Origin of the sequence: Mesobacillus maritimus (genome assembly GCF_044803185.1) — a bacterium.
In the GTDB taxonomy this organism is placed as follows: Bacteria; Bacillota; Bacilli; order Bacillales; family Cytobacillaceae; genus Mesobacillus_B; species Mesobacillus_B maritimus_B.
On sequence record NZ_CP085225.1, the window covers coordinates 2,051,615 to 2,068,762 of the forward strand.

14 protein-coding genes are annotated in these 17,148 nt (G+C 37.2%); 9 read left to right on the forward strand and 5 right to left on the reverse strand.

Annotated features, from left to right (window positions below; all coding sequences use genetic code 11):
• Window positions 1-84 precede the first annotated feature (84 nt).
• From LG336_RS09690 to LG336_RS09700, 3 genes are all read left to right on the forward strand, one after another.
• The gene (locus LG336_RS09690; protein WP_404332369.1) at window positions 85-795 is read left to right on the forward strand and encodes a glycosyltransferase; all 711 of its coding nucleotides are present in this window, start codon (window positions 85-87) and stop codon (window positions 793-795) included.
• Window positions 796-1,080: 285 nt separating this feature from the next.
• The gene (locus LG336_RS09695; protein WP_404332370.1) at window positions 1,081-1,836 is read left to right on the forward strand and encodes a hypothetical protein; all 756 of its coding nucleotides are present in this window, start codon (window positions 1,081-1,083) and stop codon (window positions 1,834-1,836) included.
• Window positions 1,837-1,849: 13 nt separating this feature from the next.
• Window positions 1,850-2,326 (forward strand): hypothetical protein, encoded by a 477-nt coding sequence (locus LG336_RS09700; protein ID WP_404332371.1) that lies wholly within the window; start codon window positions 1,850-1,852, stop codon window positions 2,324-2,326.
• Window positions 2,327-2,473: 147 nt separating this feature from the next.
• Here LG336_RS09700 and LG336_RS09705 read toward each other — a convergent pair whose 3' ends face one another.
• Window positions 2,474-4,153: a hypothetical protein gene (locus LG336_RS09705; protein ID WP_404332372.1), complete on the reverse strand. Its 1,680-nt coding sequence runs from the start codon at window positions 4,151-4,153 to the stop codon at window positions 2,474-2,476.
• Window positions 4,154-4,711: 558 nt separating this feature from the next.
• Here LG336_RS09705 and LG336_RS09710 point away from each other — a divergent pair.
• The gene (locus tag LG336_RS09710; RefSeq protein ID WP_404332373.1) at window positions 4,712-6,067 is read left to right on the forward strand and encodes a beta-propeller fold lactonase family protein; all 1,356 of its coding nucleotides are present in this window, start codon (window positions 4,712-4,714) and stop codon (window positions 6,065-6,067) included.
• 98 nt (window positions 6,068-6,165) lie between these two features.
• Here LG336_RS09710 and LG336_RS09715 read toward each other — a convergent pair whose 3' ends face one another.
• Window positions 6,166-7,299 carry a glycosyltransferase gene (locus LG336_RS09715; protein ID WP_404332374.1) on the reverse strand — a complete coding sequence of 378 codons (1,134 nt, stop codon included), beginning with the start codon at window positions 7,297-7,299 and terminating at the stop codon, window positions 6,166-6,168.
• 235 nt (window positions 7,300-7,534) lie between these two features.
• Between LG336_RS09715 and wecB the strand changes: the two genes are divergently transcribed.
• The 5 genes from wecB (at window position 7,535) to LG336_RS09740 (ending at window position 12,516) form a co-directional block, all read left to right on the forward strand.
• Window positions 7,535-8,626, forward strand: coding sequence for a non-hydrolyzing UDP-N-acetylglucosamine 2-epimerase (gene wecB, locus LG336_RS09720; protein ID WP_404332375.1), 1,092 nt, complete (start codon window positions 7,535-7,537; stop codon window positions 8,624-8,626).
• Window positions 8,619-9,605: a polysaccharide biosynthesis protein gene (locus LG336_RS09725; protein ID WP_404332376.1), complete on the forward strand. Its 987-nt coding sequence runs from the start codon at window positions 8,619-8,621 to the stop codon at window positions 9,603-9,605. Before wecB ends, LG336_RS09725 begins: the two co-directional genes overlap by 8 nt.
• Window positions 9,606-10,439 (forward strand): dTDP-4-dehydrorhamnose reductase family protein, encoded by an 834-nt coding sequence (locus tag LG336_RS09730; protein WP_404332377.1) that lies wholly within the window; start codon window positions 9,606-9,608, stop codon window positions 10,437-10,439.
• On the forward strand, window positions 10,432-11,334 hold the full coding sequence (locus LG336_RS09735) for an NAD-dependent epimerase/dehydratase family protein (RefSeq protein WP_404332378.1): 903 nt from the start codon (window positions 10,432-10,434) through the stop codon (window positions 11,332-11,334). The genes LG336_RS09730 and LG336_RS09735 overlap by 8 nt, the downstream gene beginning before the upstream one ends.
• 105 nt (window positions 11,335-11,439) lie before the next feature.
• Window positions 11,440-12,516: a glycosyltransferase family 4 protein gene (locus LG336_RS09740; protein WP_404332379.1), complete on the forward strand. Its 1,077-nt coding sequence runs from the start codon at window positions 11,440-11,442 to the stop codon at window positions 12,514-12,516.
• Between the two features lie 67 nt (window positions 12,517-12,583).
• Here LG336_RS09740 and LG336_RS09745 read toward each other — a convergent pair whose 3' ends face one another.
• From LG336_RS09745 to LG336_RS09755, 3 genes are all read right to left on the reverse strand, one after another.
• On the reverse strand, window positions 12,584-13,057 hold the full coding sequence (locus tag LG336_RS09745; RefSeq protein ID WP_404332380.1) for a hypothetical protein: 474 nt from the start codon (window positions 13,055-13,057) through the stop codon (window positions 12,584-12,586).
• 271 nt (window positions 13,058-13,328) lie between these two features.
• Window positions 13,329-14,207 (reverse strand): glycosyltransferase family 2 protein, encoded by an 879-nt coding sequence (locus tag LG336_RS09750; protein ID WP_404332381.1) that lies wholly within the window; start codon window positions 14,205-14,207, stop codon window positions 13,329-13,331.
• A gap of 99 nt (window positions 14,208-14,306) precedes the next feature.
• Window positions 14,307-17,024, reverse strand: a complete 2,718-nt coding sequence (locus tag LG336_RS09755) for a hypothetical protein (RefSeq protein WP_404332382.1) — start codon at window positions 17,022-17,024, stop codon at window positions 14,307-14,309.
• Window positions 17,025-17,148 lie beyond the last annotated feature (124 nt).

Below are 17,148 nucleotides of genomic sequence, written 5' to 3' on the forward strand. Positions count from 1 at the left end.
AACATGCCCATTTTTTTGGAATCAAAGGTGGAAATGAAACAGTCACAAAAAAAGTTCACTTCATCTGTTTTAGGAGGGGAAACAATGGAACCCAAAGTTACAATTATTATTCCGTTTTACAACTGTCCGTACGTTGATCAGGCAATTCAAAGTGCGTTAAATCAAACATACCAAAATGTTGAAATTATTGTTGTAGACGATGGTTCGACGATAAACACTGATAGAATCATCCCATTTCAAGAAAAAATCATTTACTTGAGAAAAGAGAACGGAGGGACCGCTACAGCATTAAACCATGGTATAGGTTCAGCTTCAGGAGAATATATCGCCTGGTTAAGTTCGGATGACTATTTTGTCCCTGAAAAAATAGCTAAACAAATGACTTTTATGCTTAACAATAATGCAGAAGTCAGTTTTACAAATTTTGATATTATTGATCAAAATAATCAGGTTATAACCCCCTTTTGCGGTTTGCGCTTTTCTGATATAAAAGAGGTTTACAAGCAATTTTTTATTCTTAATCCTGTAAATGGTTGTACAGTAATAATGAAGAAGAGCCTGTTTGAACAAATTGGGTACTTTAATCCTGTCCATCGTTACACACATGATTATGAAATGTGGTTCAGGGTACTCATTTCCGGGCATAAAATGGATTATTTGGATGAAGCACTAACTAAATTCAGATGGCACGAAGGCTCTGGAACAAGTCAATTTCAGCCAGAAATAAAAAAAGAAATGGAACTTATTGAAAGCTGCTTTCGACCGATGTTGGCAGAATTTTTGAAACAGCAATAGCCTTAAAGGAAACTAGTCTTAGATATTTTGGATACAAAATGGTGTGGTTTTTAATATGAAAATACATTTTAGTAAATCAACTGCTCAATCAATAGCTGGCTGAAAAAGATAGAATAAATTAATAAAAAGAGATTAGCATTTGTCCAAGCATTATGACTTAAAATTTCATACGGTAAAAGTAAGGATGAAATTTAAGGCAGTATTTACTGGGAAAACACAAGTAGTCCTGTTGTATTGGTGGGCCCTCTCGCCAAACCCAATCCTAAGGAAGGGAGAAGTAACCGTATGAGTATATATTCAACCGGCCCTATTGAAAATAATCCTGTCAATGGGGTTCGACCCACTCAACAGGTGACGGTAAAAATTGAAAACAAAAATTCCGAAGACTTTTCTACAGTTTCAATTCAGGGATATGCATTAAACGGAACTAGGACATTATATGTGAGCGAACTGCTTTCAGTTGCTCCAAACGAAGTAATTACTAAAAACTATTTTGCGGATCTTAACGCTTTTGGTTTTGAATTCATAACAGGAGGTGATGCAGAGGATGATACTGATATTTCTGTATGGGGAAAAAATGCGGCCGGCCAGTTGGTTACTGCCCATCGTCTAGTCTCCAGTGAGCTTTTAGGGGAAGCAGAAGCGGAATTCTTATGGGGAGAAGAGGCCGTCATATGGGCGGATTCAAGTGCTCCTGGTCCTGGAAATGGAACTCCTTTTGATCCATTCAACTCTTTACAGGCAGCCATTAATGCAGCCACTAGTAGTCCGCTAGCATCCACCTTCGGTATGAGAGCCCGATTGGTCATTCTTATCGCAGCAAACTCTGCTTTTGACGAGGATATTGTCATCCCCCCTGCTAGACATGTACAACTTCTAGGACTAGGACCTTGGGTGCTTGGAAATGCACAAGGTGCAAATTTTTCCTCTACCACCCCACGGAACGTTACCATCCAAACAGATCCTGCTGCTGAACAATTTTACACCAGCCAAGGTGCAAGCGTTTGTTGCCCGACCCGTAACGGTAATTGGTACGTTTGATAATGGTACATCAGTGAGTACACATACGAACTACACAGACGGTGCAATTATAAGTGGGGACATCACATTTGAAAACGTTGCAGTTGGCGATCCATTCACTACGATTGAATTTCAGCTCTTGAACACTAATGTTGTAGGAAATATCATTCAGTCAGGGCATATGGGACAGCTTAATACTTATGTATATAACAGTAGGCTAACGGGCAGTGTGGTTCACAATGGTTTGAGACTTCAGCGTTTGGTTGACAGCCGTACAGATGTAGTCATAAATATAGCTGTATATTCCCATATATCAAATTCCACGATAAATGGAAATGTGACTGTTTCAGCTGCCTCATCTGATGTACCTCCGACAGGTGTTTTTAGTAGTCAGTTTTCTACAATCACTTGGAATGGACCACTTACATTGGACACGGCATCCAACTTCTACTTTGTCAGTAGTGCTTCAACCTTGGTGGGGGCGAAAACGGTTCTGTTTAGTCTGGCATGATTACTGCAAGGTAATCTCTCTCCTTGACTACCAAATAAAGAAATAAACAAAAAAAAGCGATTGGCAGCCAATCCCTTTTTTTATTTTGCACAGTGGGTTCGAATGGAAAATCAATCTTTATACCAGAAACTGGACTTACTGTTAACACTATACATTTGTATTCCCTTGTAAATCAAATTTATCTAAGGTCATTCCAAATGTGGCAGCTGTTGCGTTATAACCTACTGGAAAGATTGGATCCACGATGTCTCCAGGCCGTTGTCCATAGCCATTCGGGAAGTTAAAGATATTTGAGTATACTTTAATTTGATCGTCTGCTGGTATGTTATTTCCACCACCGCCTCCGGCAAAATACACAGCTAAACGTTGAGGGTCAAGGTTTGTGAACTCATTATTTTGAATCAAAAGCTCTTCAACAAGTGTGTAATCCACTCGCGTTGTTAATATGATAGAACTTCCAGAATTCGTTTGATGATCAATCATGTTATCTTCAATAAATAAACTAGTTGGACCATCAAGAATGGCAAAAAAGTTGACAAATTGATTAAAACTTTCCATGGTATTTCCGCTAACATTTATTGTTCCAGATACCGTATAGGAAACAAGATTAGGTTCAAAGATAACCGCTCCTACACTTGTTGAGTTCCCTTGAAATGTGTTATTCAAAACATTTGTTGTTCCATCTACCATTTGAAATCTTAAAGCTTGAGTATTAACAGCATTGTGAATAAATTCATTATCCTCAATTGTGATATTTTCGGCAAATATATACCCACTTCGTACCGTTCCTTCTATAATATTAGAACTGATTGTAATATTTTCATAAAGATTATCTAAAGTTCTTAGTGGTACACTAAACACTGCGTTACTCCCGGTCAATGCCCGATTACTAATCAAATGCAAGTTATCTACGGTTACATTATCAGCCTGAATCACAAGACCATCCAATGTATTAGTCGGGCTGAATACAATTTGTGGTATAACGTCTCCTTCTCCTTGTAAGGTTAAGGATTTATCAATAACTAATTGGTTTTCAATGTTATAGGTTCCTTCTAAAATATGAACTGTTCCTCCTGGGTTAACTGCTGTTACGCCTTCTTCAATCGTCCCAAACGGATTTGCCTGACTTCCATCTCCATCAGTCGCTCCAGCCTCCACATAAATATTATTTGGATCGACTGTTACCTGATCGACTGCATTATTTAAAGCAATTTGGACACTTTCTACACTTGTAAATCCAATAGGCGGACGGTTATTTAATATGATTTCGGCCACTTGATTCTTTTGGGTGTCACTTAAAGGATTATAAGCTGTAAGATCAAGGCCGAGCGCAGGATCTTCAATCGCGGTACGCATTTCAGCTGGGGTTTGAGCCTCATTGACAGCTTGTAAGGCAGGATTGATAAGGGTTACGGTGGGTGTTCCGAATTCTCCTGGTAAAACGCGTTGAACAGCAACAGTTTCTCCTTGTGCATTTTCTGTGAAAATCGTCGCCGTAATTTGACTTCCTCCACCTGGGTCCGGAAACGTTGTAATCCGGACACCATACACAGGGATCAAAGGACTGTTTAGAGTCACGGGAAGAACAAACACCGGTCCTGCTCCATTACTAGCTGATCCGAATTCAGTTAATCCAACTAAACTTTGAGCATAGATAATTTGCTGAGAATATCCTTCTGCATTGGGTTCAGGAATTCTATACACTTCAATTAACACATTTGCTGGTAAATTTTCAGTGCCTGTGTTCTCGACACGAATAAACATTTGCTGAGCGATTTGGCCCGTACCATCTATATTGACAATAGGTCCAGTATCATAAATAGCCAAACTAATTCCTCCTTTCTTTTTGATTACCACATTGTATGGATAAATCACTGCTAAGGTTTGTGCTTGTACCTATGAAAATATTTATGTTTTTCAAACCTGCAGTCAATAGAAGCTTTCTTCTTAACTCATTTTTGAAACAGTTTTCTAAGAATACTTAGAAGGGGGAGACATAGGTGTTTATTTTGCGTGTAAAAAGATTGATTTTTTTGTATTTTGTCCAATCCAGATTTTAAATCCAACATATGATACCTATAGATCCCCTCTTTTTAGGATATAGGGTACTCATATCATCCAGAGAACTCACACCCTTACATCGTCTTGTTCAGAAGATCAGCTTGAAGAATAAAATCTGTAATTGTACTGGGTGAATAACACACTAGTTATAAATCGTTTGAAATAAGATATAGAGTACATGGCATGAAAATGTTCTTACAGAATTCTTATAGACCTTTTCTTGCTATAAACCTACCTTTTGTTATCGTGCCTTGTGATTTAATCTCTCTCTATTTTTGTTAGTTTGCGTTTGCAGTGTGAAAAAACGAAAGGAGGTAGAAGTGATTGGCAATATTATCAACTGGACCAATTGCAAATAATCCTGTTGGTGGCGCCAGATCAACCCAACAAGTAACGATTAAATTGGATAACAGTAGTTCCACTGACTCTTCTTTAGTTTTAATACAGGGCTACCAATTAAATGGTTCAAGGACAACCTATGTACTCGAGATGGTGGAATTAGCACCTAATGAAGTTGAAACGAGGAATTATTTTGCTAACTTCGATGCATTTGAGTTTGTTTTTACCACAAGTGGTCCAGCTGAAGAGAGTACTCAAATTTCAGTTTGGGGGAAAAGTAACTCCGGACAACTAGTGACTGCACATCGATTAGTTTCAGATGAACTGTTAGGTTCAAACGAGGGTCCACAAGGAGACCAAGGCCCACAAGGCCCACAAGGTCCACAGGGCCCACAAGGGGATCAAGGTCCACAAGGAGATCAAGGACCCCAAGGGCCTGAAGGGTCACCTGCTACTTTCACCAATCGAATTTATGTTGCAAATAGTGTTGATGACAACGTTTCTGTGATTAGTGGGGTGTCCAATACCGTGATTGCTACTATACCCGTCGGGGATCAGCCTAGAGGAGTGGGAGTTAACCAATTAACCAATCAAATTTATGTAACAAATTCTACCAGCGATAATGTTTCCGTGATTGATGGGTCAACCAACAACGTAGTTGCTACCATCACCGTCGGCAATCAGCCTTTTGAAGTGGGGGTCAACCCATCGACCAATCTCATTTATATACCAAATAGTGTCGACGATAATGTTTCCGTGATTAGCGGAGCGACCAACACCGTGATTACGACTATCACTAGCGGGGATTTTCCAAGCAATGTAGGAGTTAATCCATCGACGAATCTCATTTATATAGCAAATAGTAGTGGCGATAACGTTTCTGTGGTTGATGGCATAACCAATACCGTGGTCGCTACCATTCCAGTCGGGGATGGTCCAGAAGGAGTGGGCGTTAATCCATCAACGAATCTTATTTATGTGGGAAATCAGGCTACCGATAACGTTTCGGTGATCGATGGAGCAACCAATACTGTAATTGCTACGATTCCCATCGGGGATCTCCCGCGAAAAGTGGGAGTCAATCCAACAACCAACCATATTTATGTGGCAAATGAAAATAGTGACAATGTTTCGGTGATCAATGGAGCGACCAATATTGTGACTGCTACGATTCCAGTCGGGGACTCGCCAAATGGAGTGGGAATCGATCCATCGACCAACCTCATTTATGTAGCAAACCGGGGCACCGACAACGTTTCCGTGATTAATGGAGCGACCAATACCGTGATTGCTACGATTTCCGTTGGGGATTCGCCGATAGGAGTGGGAGTCAATCCTTAATAACACCAACCATATCACTGTATACAAAAAAGGCGATTTCAACAAGATGTAGTCGCCTTTATTGTTATACAGTATAAATGAATGATTATTCTCATTTCTTAGGAGTGCCTACTACTGTCCTCTTGTTTTGGATGATCTCTTTCTGTAGACTCTTTCACTAATTCCTCAAGCAATTGAATATTTTGGAGTATCCCTTCGTCCAAAGGTAGGTATGTGTGAGCTTTTTGATTATGATAAAAAGAACGTTCATAGTCTCCTAGTTGGAAAAAGCAAAGACCAAGTTGCTTGTGAGGGAGCCAAGTTTGAAATGGTTGGCTTTCGTTAACTAAAGGATGATCTGGGAGTGGTACATCTATGGCCAGTTTGTACCAGAAAGTAGCCTGATAAAATTGATTTTTATCTAAGAAATGTTCCCCTAAGCGACAACAAAATTCAGGACGAGGAATGTCATATTCAAAGGTTTTTAATGTGACTTCTTGTTCTTTCTCTCGGTTTCCCACTGCAAAATAGCAACTAGCTAGTTTGTTATATACATAAAGTCGATGTTCCACAGAGATACCCTTAAATGCTAAGAAATGGTTATAGGACTTAATGGCTTTGTCAAACATCTGATGTTTATGCAATTCCCTCGCATAATGAAATACATCTTGACTTGTCATCTTTTTCCCTTTTCGTATTTGATTTTCATAGATTTTTAGGTTTCGATTTGATTCGAACTGCATCGGATTTTTCCTATGTTCAACAACGATGTCACTATCATAATTTTTTGATGTCCCGTCTGTTTGTATATCTTCATGTACATAGCCATGCCAACGAAAATATTTGCTCCGTTTTACCAATCGAAGCCGCCGGACGCTAGCAATTACGTTATTAAACTTGTCAAACAAGGTATGGTAGATCATAGAAACAGAATCAATAGAAAAATCGAGGGATTGTTTTAGTTTCATGAGTTTTTGGTGATCTTCTGGTAAAAGGATGTCATCCGCATCCAACCATAAAATATAATCCATTGTAGCTTGATCAAACGAGTAGTTACGTGCGGCTGAAAAATCATCAATCCATTTAAAATCAAGGACTTGTGGCGTCCATTTTATAGCAATTTCTTTTGTCTTGTCATTTGATCCTGTGTCCACAATGATGATTTCATCCGGGATCCCCTTAACGGACGCTAAACATCTATCAAGGGTCTCCTCCTCATTTCTGACAATCATACAAAGGCTAATTGTAATCATATAAACACCTCTAACTTTATTTATCATTTATCTTACAAGTCTAACCTAGAAAAGGTGAAAATCCTTCAAGGCAATACTTGCTTTTATTCTTTAGCAGACTAGGGTTAGTTTACAGGAAAGATGATTGTACAGCCTATGGCAACAAGAAGACAATTGCATAATGTAAAGTAAAAGGGAAGGGCTGAGCAGAAAAAATAAGGGTAAAGTTTATTTTATTATGTTAGGGGTGTAAGTAGTGAAGGTGATGACGATTTTAGGGACACGGCCTGAAATTATTCGTTTAAGCCTGATAATTGAAAAACTAGATGTTTTTGCTAGAAGACATGTTTTAGTTCATACAGGACAAAATTTCACGTCTTCATTAAGTGAAGTATTTTTTCAGCAATTAGGGGTGCGAAAGCCAGATTATGTCTTATCGGAACAACAATCTTCTCTTGGTAAGCAATTAGCCACCATGTATGAAAAACTAGAGACGATTTTTAATAAGGAAAAGCCTGATAAAGTGTTGGTATTAGGAGACACCAATAGTGGATTAAGTGCCATTTTAGCGGAAAGAATGGGGATTCCTGTCATCCATATGGAAGCTGGGAACCGTTGTTTTGACCTGGAGGTACCTGAGGAAAAAAACAGGCGGGTTATTGACGCCATTTCAAGTGTTAATCTGCCCTATACCCATCAAAGTAGAGAAAATTTAGTCAAAGAAGGGATCCCAACAAACCGGATTATTGTGTCAGGCAATCCAATTGGTGAGGTGTTGGGGAAGTTTAACGATCAGATTGAACAAAGTACTGTTCTTGAAAAACTGAATTTGAAAGAGAACAACTATTTTTTAGTAACAATTCATCGCGCTGAAAATGTCGACCATAAGGATCGACTAATGGAAATTATGAGGGGAATCAATATGGTAGCTGAATCCTTTCAAACAAGAGTAGTTTGTAGCATCCACCCTCGGACAAAATCCCAGTTGGAGAAGAGTTCAACAATAGAGGTTCATCCATTAGTTGAGTTTTATGAACCATTTGGTTTCTTTGATTTTGTCAAGCTCGAAAAAAATGCTTTGTGTGTGTTGACTGATAGCGGAACGGTTCAAGAGGAGTGTTGTTTATTTCACGTACCAACGGTTACGATTCGAAAAACTACGGAAAGACCTGAGACAATCGAGTGTGGAAGTAATATGTTATCTGGAATTGATGCAAGTCAAATAGTTAATTGTGTTCATGTTATGGTAAATCAACCTAAAACATGGACTATTCCTGAAGGGTATGATCATAAAAACGTTTCTGATAAAGTGCTAAAAATACTTTTGGGAGGGACACAAGTTGTTTGAAAATGAAACCATTTTAGTAACCGGCGGTACAGGTTCATGGGGACATGAATTGGTCAGGCAGTTACTAACATATAAACCGAAAGAAATCCGTATTTTTTCAAGGAATGAGACAAATCAATTTGCCATGAGACAAGAATTTGACAATAACCCAAAATTGAATTTTATTATTGGGGATATTAAAGAAAAAGATTCTATAACCGAAGCTTGTCAAGATGTAGATTATCTTTTTCATCTTGCCGCCTTAAAGCATGTTCCGGTATGTGAGGACCAACCAATCGAAGCATTGAAAACGAATGTCATTGGAACGCAGAATGTGATTGATGCAGCAATAGCATGTAATGTTCATAAAGTTGTATATATATCAACAGACAAAGCCTCAGATCCTTCCAATTTTTATGGACTATCAAAAGCAATGGGAGAGAGGCTGATTATTCATGCAAACACCTTAAAGACAAAAACAAGGTTCGTCTGTATACGAGGTGGAAATGTTCTAGGCACGAATGGAAGTGTGATCCATGTATTTAAAAAAGCAATTCATGAGAAGCAAAAGGTTGGAATTACAGATTTAAACATGACACGTTTTTTCTTGACTGTCCAGGATGCAATCAAATTGGTATTTAAGGCAACCTTTGAAAGCTTCGGTGGGGAAATCTTTGTGATGAAAATGCCTACATGCAAAATCTTGGACCTGGCTAAGGTACTGATTGAAACTTCAAATGTAGAAAATGTTGAGGTTGAAATACTTGGTATAAGACCAGGTGAGAAAATTCATGAATTGCTCCTATCTGGTTACGAAAGTACAATGACAGTCGCATATGATGATGAATATTTTGTTATTTTGCCAGCAATCCACATCAAAGGTCTTAAGGAACATTATGCTAAATATAAGCCCGTGAATCTTGAAAATTATAACTCTAGTAATGGATTAATGAGTAAAGTTGAGATTAAGGAAATGCTCCTGAAAGGTGGGTTTATATAAATGAAACTACTGGTCCTTGGGGGGAAAGGGATGGCTGGCCATGTAATGACCGAATATTTCAAACAAAAACCCCAGTATGAAGTTTTCTATACCTCAAGAGATCCTAATGATAAAAATGGGATTTATTTGGATGTTACGGATTTTACAAGAATTGAAGAAATTGTTGAAAACATAAAACCTGAGATTATTATCAACTGTGTCGGTATTTTAAATGATTATGCAAGTGAGAATCCTTTATTGGCATTCCAGGTGAACAGTTTATTACCACATCAACTAATTAAATTAATGGAGAGACAGGGAGGGAAATTAATTCAAATTAGTACAGATTGCGTTTTTTCTGGGAAAAAGGGTGATTATACAGAAAATGAGATTCCAGATGGTACTTCGGTATATGCCCAAACTAAACAATTAGGGGAAATTTTTAGCGACAAACACTTGACCATTCGTACATCGATAATTGGTCCGGAATTGAAAGATGATGGGATTGGTTTATTTCTATGGTTCATGAAGCAAGTAGGTGAAATCAAAGGATTTAAAAGGGTTTTTTGGAATGGTGTAACAACAGTTGAATTAGCCAAGGCTACCGAAGCAATGATCCAGTCGAAGGTTACTGGATTGTACCATTTAGGATCAGAACTGAAAATTTCGAAATATTCACTATTAAAATTAATACAGAAGGTCTTTGAAAAAGACGATGTGAATATCATTCCAGATGAGGCAGTCACCCTCGACCGAACCATTATAAACACAAGGACAGATTTTCTTTACTCTATTCCATCTTATGAGCAAATGCTATTGGATTTAAGAGATTGGGTGGGCAAAGTAGATGAATAAACAGCCTAAGCTGTTGATAACAGGGGGAAGTGGATTTACAGGACAGCATGCATGTGAACATTTCTTAAATGCAGGTTTTGATGTGACGGCCGTTATAAGAAAAAATCAATTTTTTCTAAACGGGTTAAAGATAGAAGGTTGTGATTTAACGAATAAGGATGAAGTAAAAAAACTAGTAACAAAGGTAAAACCCCAATATGTTCTCCACTTAGCTGGACAAAACCATGTAGGCCAGTCCTGGCTTGATCCTATTGCTTCTCTAGAAACGAACTCCATGTCCACTGCTTATTTAATTGAATCCCTTCGTCAGGAAGTACCATTCTGCAAAATCCTAGTTGCTGGATCAGCCCTTCAATTTAACCCAACAAATATGTCTGAAATTACTCATCCATATAGTTTAAGTAAAACGCTGCAGACCCTAATTGCCCAATCCTGGGGAGTCATGTACAACATGCATATTGTGATTGCCAAACCATCTAATTTAATTGGACCTGGCTGCTCAAATGGTGTTTGTTCTATCTTCGCGCAGAAAATTGTAGCAATGGAAAATAACAAAGCAGACAGGACTCTAGAGGTGAATAACCTCAGTGCTTTGCGTGATTTTATCGATGTAAGAGATGCGGTGAGTGCCTATGAAACACTATTACTAAAAGGAGTGCCTGGAGAAATTTATGATATTTCATCAGGAAAAGAACGTTCGCTTGAAGAAATCATCAATGTTTTGAAATCAATAGCAGCCGTAGACTTTGAGGTGAAGACAAAGTCGAATCAACGAATAGAGCCGTCGATTGTTGCAGAGCCAGTAAAACTCATGCAATTAGGCTGGCAACCTTTTTTTTCATTAGATACATCATTAAAAGATATTCTTGATTTTTATCGTAGGAAAATAGAATGATGGTTTTATTTAAAAGTTCTGTCATTAATTTCTCAAATGGGAATAAACCTTTAGGAGATGCAGACAGACAACGATTCTAGCTAAGAAATGAGTGGGGGGAAGGTATTGAATATATTATTCGTTTATTATGTTCCTAGTGGTGGAGTGGAGACTTTAAATCGCCAAAGGTCCACTGCACTAAGAAGGAAGAATATTAACTGTCACTTCCTCTATTATCAAAAGAAACGAGAACTGGTAAATAATCATGAAGCGCCAACATTTATCACAAATGAAGATGATGAAATAAAGCGAATTATTGATAAGGGGAAATATAGTGCGATCATTATTACTTCAGATTACCTGTCACTTAAAAGATTCAGGGACCTTGGGTTTGAAGGAAATCTTATTTTAGAAATTCAAGGGTTAGGAGCACAACATGTAGCAAGGTCAGTGTTGATAAATGCCTATCCGTATGTAACTAAGTACGCCAATGGGATATTAAGTTCGATAACTCCACATATTGAACAAATTCTGAGTGAACATTACCCATCATTTCCCAAGTTTATCTTCCACAATTGTTTTGATTCTAGCATGTTTACCTACAAGTCAATTCCTACAAAACGGCACCCAATCATTGGATGGACGGGGCGAATAGAAGACAATAAGAATTGGCGAGAATTTTTGCGAATTGGCCACCGTTTAATACATTTCCATAATCCAAAGATAAAGTTATACATGTTTGAAGATCATACCTTGGCGTCTTCAGAAGAGAGGAAGGCTTTTAATCGTATGATAAAACAATTGAATCTACAGAAGAACCTTAATATTCTTACAAATGTACCTCACGAGCAAATGGCTGATTATTTTTCAATGATAGGTGATTCTGGTGGGTTTCTATGTTCCACTTCAAAGGTAGAGGGGTTTGGTTATGCGATTGTTGAAGCAATGAGCTGCCGCTGCCCTGTACTCACCACAGATTCTGATGGAGTGAAAAATTCAATCATCGATAACAAAACCGGTAAATACTATAAGCTCGGCGATGTTATAGGAGCGGAGAAACAAGCGAAAGAACTCATGATAAATAAACAATTAAGAGAAAATATACGCTCAGCTGCCTTAACCCATATAAAAACACTTTATAGTCCAGCTCAATATGGGAATCATTTCATTAGAATGCTTACAACATTGGGTATTATTCAATGATGTTTCGAACAATACAGAAAAGAAAAGCCCCCGATTTAAGTTCAGGGGCTTATTCAAGTTGATAAGGCTATTGGGTAAGACTAGGGTCTATTAAAGATTCAAATATTTGCACAAATTTACGATCTGGAATAGTGTAGTTCAAAGGAAGTCTGTTGAGTATTAATTCCATTATGGCTTTGTCTTGCTGTGGAGCAAGTTCTAGAATCTCCTTTGGTGTAAAAAATCTAACTTCTTGGCAATTAGAGGAATTTCTAATCTTAGGACTTGGTTGTTGGAGCTTTCCAGCATTCCCTTGGAGCTGATGACTTTGCTTGTTGAGCATTCGTTTAGCAAGGGATAGCTGTTTTTGTTTTGGACTCTGCTGATTTTCCAAATTCTTTGACGTGGGTTTATTGAGCAGCCGATTTGGCTTAAACGACGGTTTCTTATCGACAGGCTTCTGACTTTGTTTTTTGAGCAGCTGAGTGGCTAGAGGCAGCCGCTTTCCCGGTCGTTTACCATGTGAATCATCCTTTGTGTTAAAAGGGTTCATTTCCATCATGTCCTCCCTATGAAATCATTACATACTATACAATATGCTATGAGACATAATAGGATATTGGAAAGGCGATTCGACCGTCTTTTAAAAAAAGCACTTGATCCCCTCTTTCTAGCTCTCAATGTTCACCCAGAGAATGGACTGGTCAATTTTAATGCCGAGTATTTCTAGATGAAAAAGGGATTATATTACAGTGCTTTGAACATACAGGATCAGAGTGATAGATGACGGAAAAAAGATGTATTTTGGAAAAGCTTTCCGATATAGATATAGGTTAAAAGTTTATCCCAAATTTATGAAAATACCAATCATCATTTCGCTTACGTTCTTTAAAGTATTTTCTCCTTTGCTTTGTGACCCCATCTCGAATGACTTCAGATTCAATTTGCTCTGCCTTCCCGTGGAGGATCAATTTTTTGCATTTTTGAATGCGCTCTTGGGTGAAATGGGAATAGGCCATCCGTAATAAATTATAATAGACATCATTATAGCTTACTTTATACGGATGGGCCTTTCTGAAGAGATGGAGAATCTTCACTTGTGGCTGGCAATGGCAACGATAACCGAATAGCCATAGCTTAATGGATAATTCTATATCATCATGGCCCCAGGTTCTAAATCCAGTTTCAAATCCTCCAACATTATCAAAGACCTCTTTTGAAATGGCGAAACAACCACCTGGCAAAATGGCTGTTTCAAAGAGGTCGCTTTGTTGTTCATTCCATTTTATTCTAAGATTAAATTTCAGCGTTTGCCCGTAACCAATAAAATTAGGTTTTTCGAAAGATGCAATAGCGGGTGCTACTGCGTCTGTTTTGTTTGCCAACAAAGGTTCTAGCAGTCTGTCAATCCACCAATCCTCGAATTCAAGATGGGCATCGCAAAAAAATAAATACTCTCCAACTGCATTTTGAGCACCAAGATTTCGTGCATTCGCTACACCAACACCATCTGCTTCAATTAGTGAGATATTGTTGTTTTTTTGTATTTTCAGGAAGTCACAACACTGATCTGTAGAACCATCGTTAATAACAATAACCTCAAAAGGAAAGCTGGTTTGTACGGAAAACAACGAATCAAGAGTAGTTTTTACGTTATCTCCTTCATTTTTAGCCGGGAAAATAATTGAAATGTAAGGACGATTATTCATCATAGTACCTCCTTATGTTTCCATTCCGTATTTTGAATAGCTGTGGAGCTCCCTGGAAGTGGAAACTGAAAGTTTTGCAAATCTTTTTGGGGCATATTCATTTTATTTTTTAAATTTGAACGGGTTAATGGTATTTGGTTGAGTTCCTGGCTTTTTATAAATAGGATTTTTCTGATAAAACAAATTTAAGGAATTAAGCGATTGATTCGGTTTGTTTTGGTCTGAGAAGTCTTTTCCAAGTGAGATTATCCCCTGAGTTTTACTATTTTGAGATGTGTAACCAGTTTCCATATATTTCTTTTTATTGGATGTAAAATGGTGATCGAGGAGGGTATTATTCGTTAAAACAGTCTCTGATTTTTTATACGGAAACTTAAATTTTGATTGGTTTTTTTGTTGATCATCTTTATGCTTCTTTTTTGGGATGGAGTCGAATCCTTTTGATGAGATATCCCTAGAGTTTTTTTGCATGCTTGCTGTATTGTTTTTCTGTCTCTTTTCTAATAGGCTTTTTTTCTTTTGTTCTTTAGGAGTTTCTTTAGGTGATTTCATTTCTTCAATTGTCTGTTTCAGGGCATCTATTTCTTGATGATAGTTGGTTTCCTTTTTAGAATGATGCACAATAAATTGGTTCAATTGCTCGACTTCTTGAATGTAGCTTTTTTCTTTCTCTTTTTCATCAAGAAGTTCCTTATTAACCTGATCTAATTGTGTGTTAAGCTCTTTTTCCTTTGAGGAAAGCTTCGAGATTGTATCATTCAATGCTTGAATTTCTTGAACATAGTTATTCTGATTGCCTTTTTCCTCTGAAAGGGACTGCTGCATTTGATCCAGCTTCTCATTAAGCTCTTTTTCTTTTAAAGAAAGCTTCGAGATTGTATCATTCAAAGCTTGAATTTCTTGAACATAGTTATTCTGATTGCCTTTTTCTTCAGAAAGGGACTGCTGCATTTGATCCAGCTTCTCATTAAGCTCTTTTTCTTTTAAAGAAAGCTTCGAGATTGTATCATTCAGAGCTTGAATTTCTTGAACATAGTTATTCTGATTGCCTTTTTCCTCTGAAAGGGACTGCTGCATTTGATCCAGCTTCTCATTAAGCTCTTTTTCTTTTGAAGAAAGCCTAGAGATTGTATCATTCAGAGCTTGAATTTCTTGAACATAGTTGTTCTGGTTTCCTTGTTCTTCAGAAAGGGACTGCTGCATTTGATCCAGCTTCTCATTAAGCTCTTTTTCCTTTAAGGAAAGCGTGGAGATTGTATCATTAAGAGCTTGAATTTCTTGAACATAGTTATTCTGATTGTCTTTTTCCTCTGAAAGAGACTGTTGCACTTGATCCAGCTTCTCATTAAGCTCTTTTTCTTTTGAAGAAAGCCTAGAGATTGTATCATTCAGAGCTTGAATTTCTTGAACATAGTTGTTCTGGTTGCCTTTTTCTTCAGAAAGGGACTGTTGCATTTGATCCAGCTTCTCATTAAGCTCTTTTTCTTTTGAAGAAAGCGTGGAGATTGTATCATTCAAAGCTTGAATTTCTTGAACATAGTTGTTCTGGTTGCCTTTTTCTTCAGAAAGGGACTGTCGCATTTGACCCAACTGCTCATTAAGCTCTTTTTCTTTTGAAGAAAGCGTGGAGATTGTATCATTCAGAGCTTGAATTTCTTGAACATAGTTATTCTGATTGTCTATTTCTTCAGAAAGGGACTGCTGTATTTGACTAAGCTGATCTTTTAAGTTCTTTTCCCTTAATGAAATCTCAGAAATTGTAAGACTCAATTCTTCGATTTTTTGTGTATAACTTGTTTCTTGCACCGAATAATTAGCAATGGTTTCATTGAGCTGAGTGATGTCCTGTAAAAGCGAGCTTTCTTTAGATTCAAGTGTAAACACTTTGTTTTTTAAAGTATCAACTTCTTGAGCGTATTGATCTTCTTTTTTAGTGTAAAGGGAGATGGTATGTTTCAAGTCTTGAATTTCGGCTTTTAATTGTTTTTCCCTTTCTTCATGTAATGTGTTCGCCTTATCTAACTGATAGAGTTCTTTCCTCAAATCTGATTCTCTAGATGTCAGATCATTTATAGTAGTAGTTAATTTGTTAATTTCTTGATTGTATGAATCTACCTTTTCTGACAGGTGTGATATAGTTTCCATAAGATTTGTTTCTTCTTTTTGATGATTTGATTGTTCTGAAAAGGACTCTATTTTATTCGTAACCCTATCAATCATTTCTTGTAAAATTGGAAGAGTTTCGTTAACTTCACCAATGGTTTCTACAAGGTTTTCATGACTATTATATTGATTAAAGGTATTTAATAAATTTTGAATATCAGAATGAACACTCTCTATCGTTTCTAAATAATCATCTTCATTTTTGGGAGTTAACTGTGAAATCATGGTTGAAAACTTGCTGTCGAGTTCTTTAAAGTACCCATCTATTCTTTCACCGAAATCTTCGTTAAACAAATTTTTGAAATAGCTCAATTCATTTTCGAGAAAATCATAATCCCTATTTTTAGATTCAAAACCTGATAGCTTACTATGAAGTGAATCTAGTTTAGCTTGTAAATGGTTATTCTGACCTTCAAGCTTAGAAAATTTATCTTCAAGAAGTCGCTTCTCTTGATCTGTTAGTTGAGCTAAATCCTTGGCCTTTTCAAGTTCCTTTAGTAATGTACGATTCTCCTCCTTTAACTTTTTCCTTTGATTATTCCCCCCAATCTCTTCAAGTTCCTTTACTTTCAACTTATAGTGTGAAAGCTCAGACTTTAGATGAATAATCATCTGTTCTAGCTGTACAACTTTATCAGAAGTAAATTTTGACAGCATCTAATAACACTTCCTTTTGTTAACATTTAAATAATTAAACGAGGTTACATTTACTATTATAAATGAACTAACATGCTCAAAATTCAAATGGATTCTTATATATATTTATATGTAGAGAATGGGT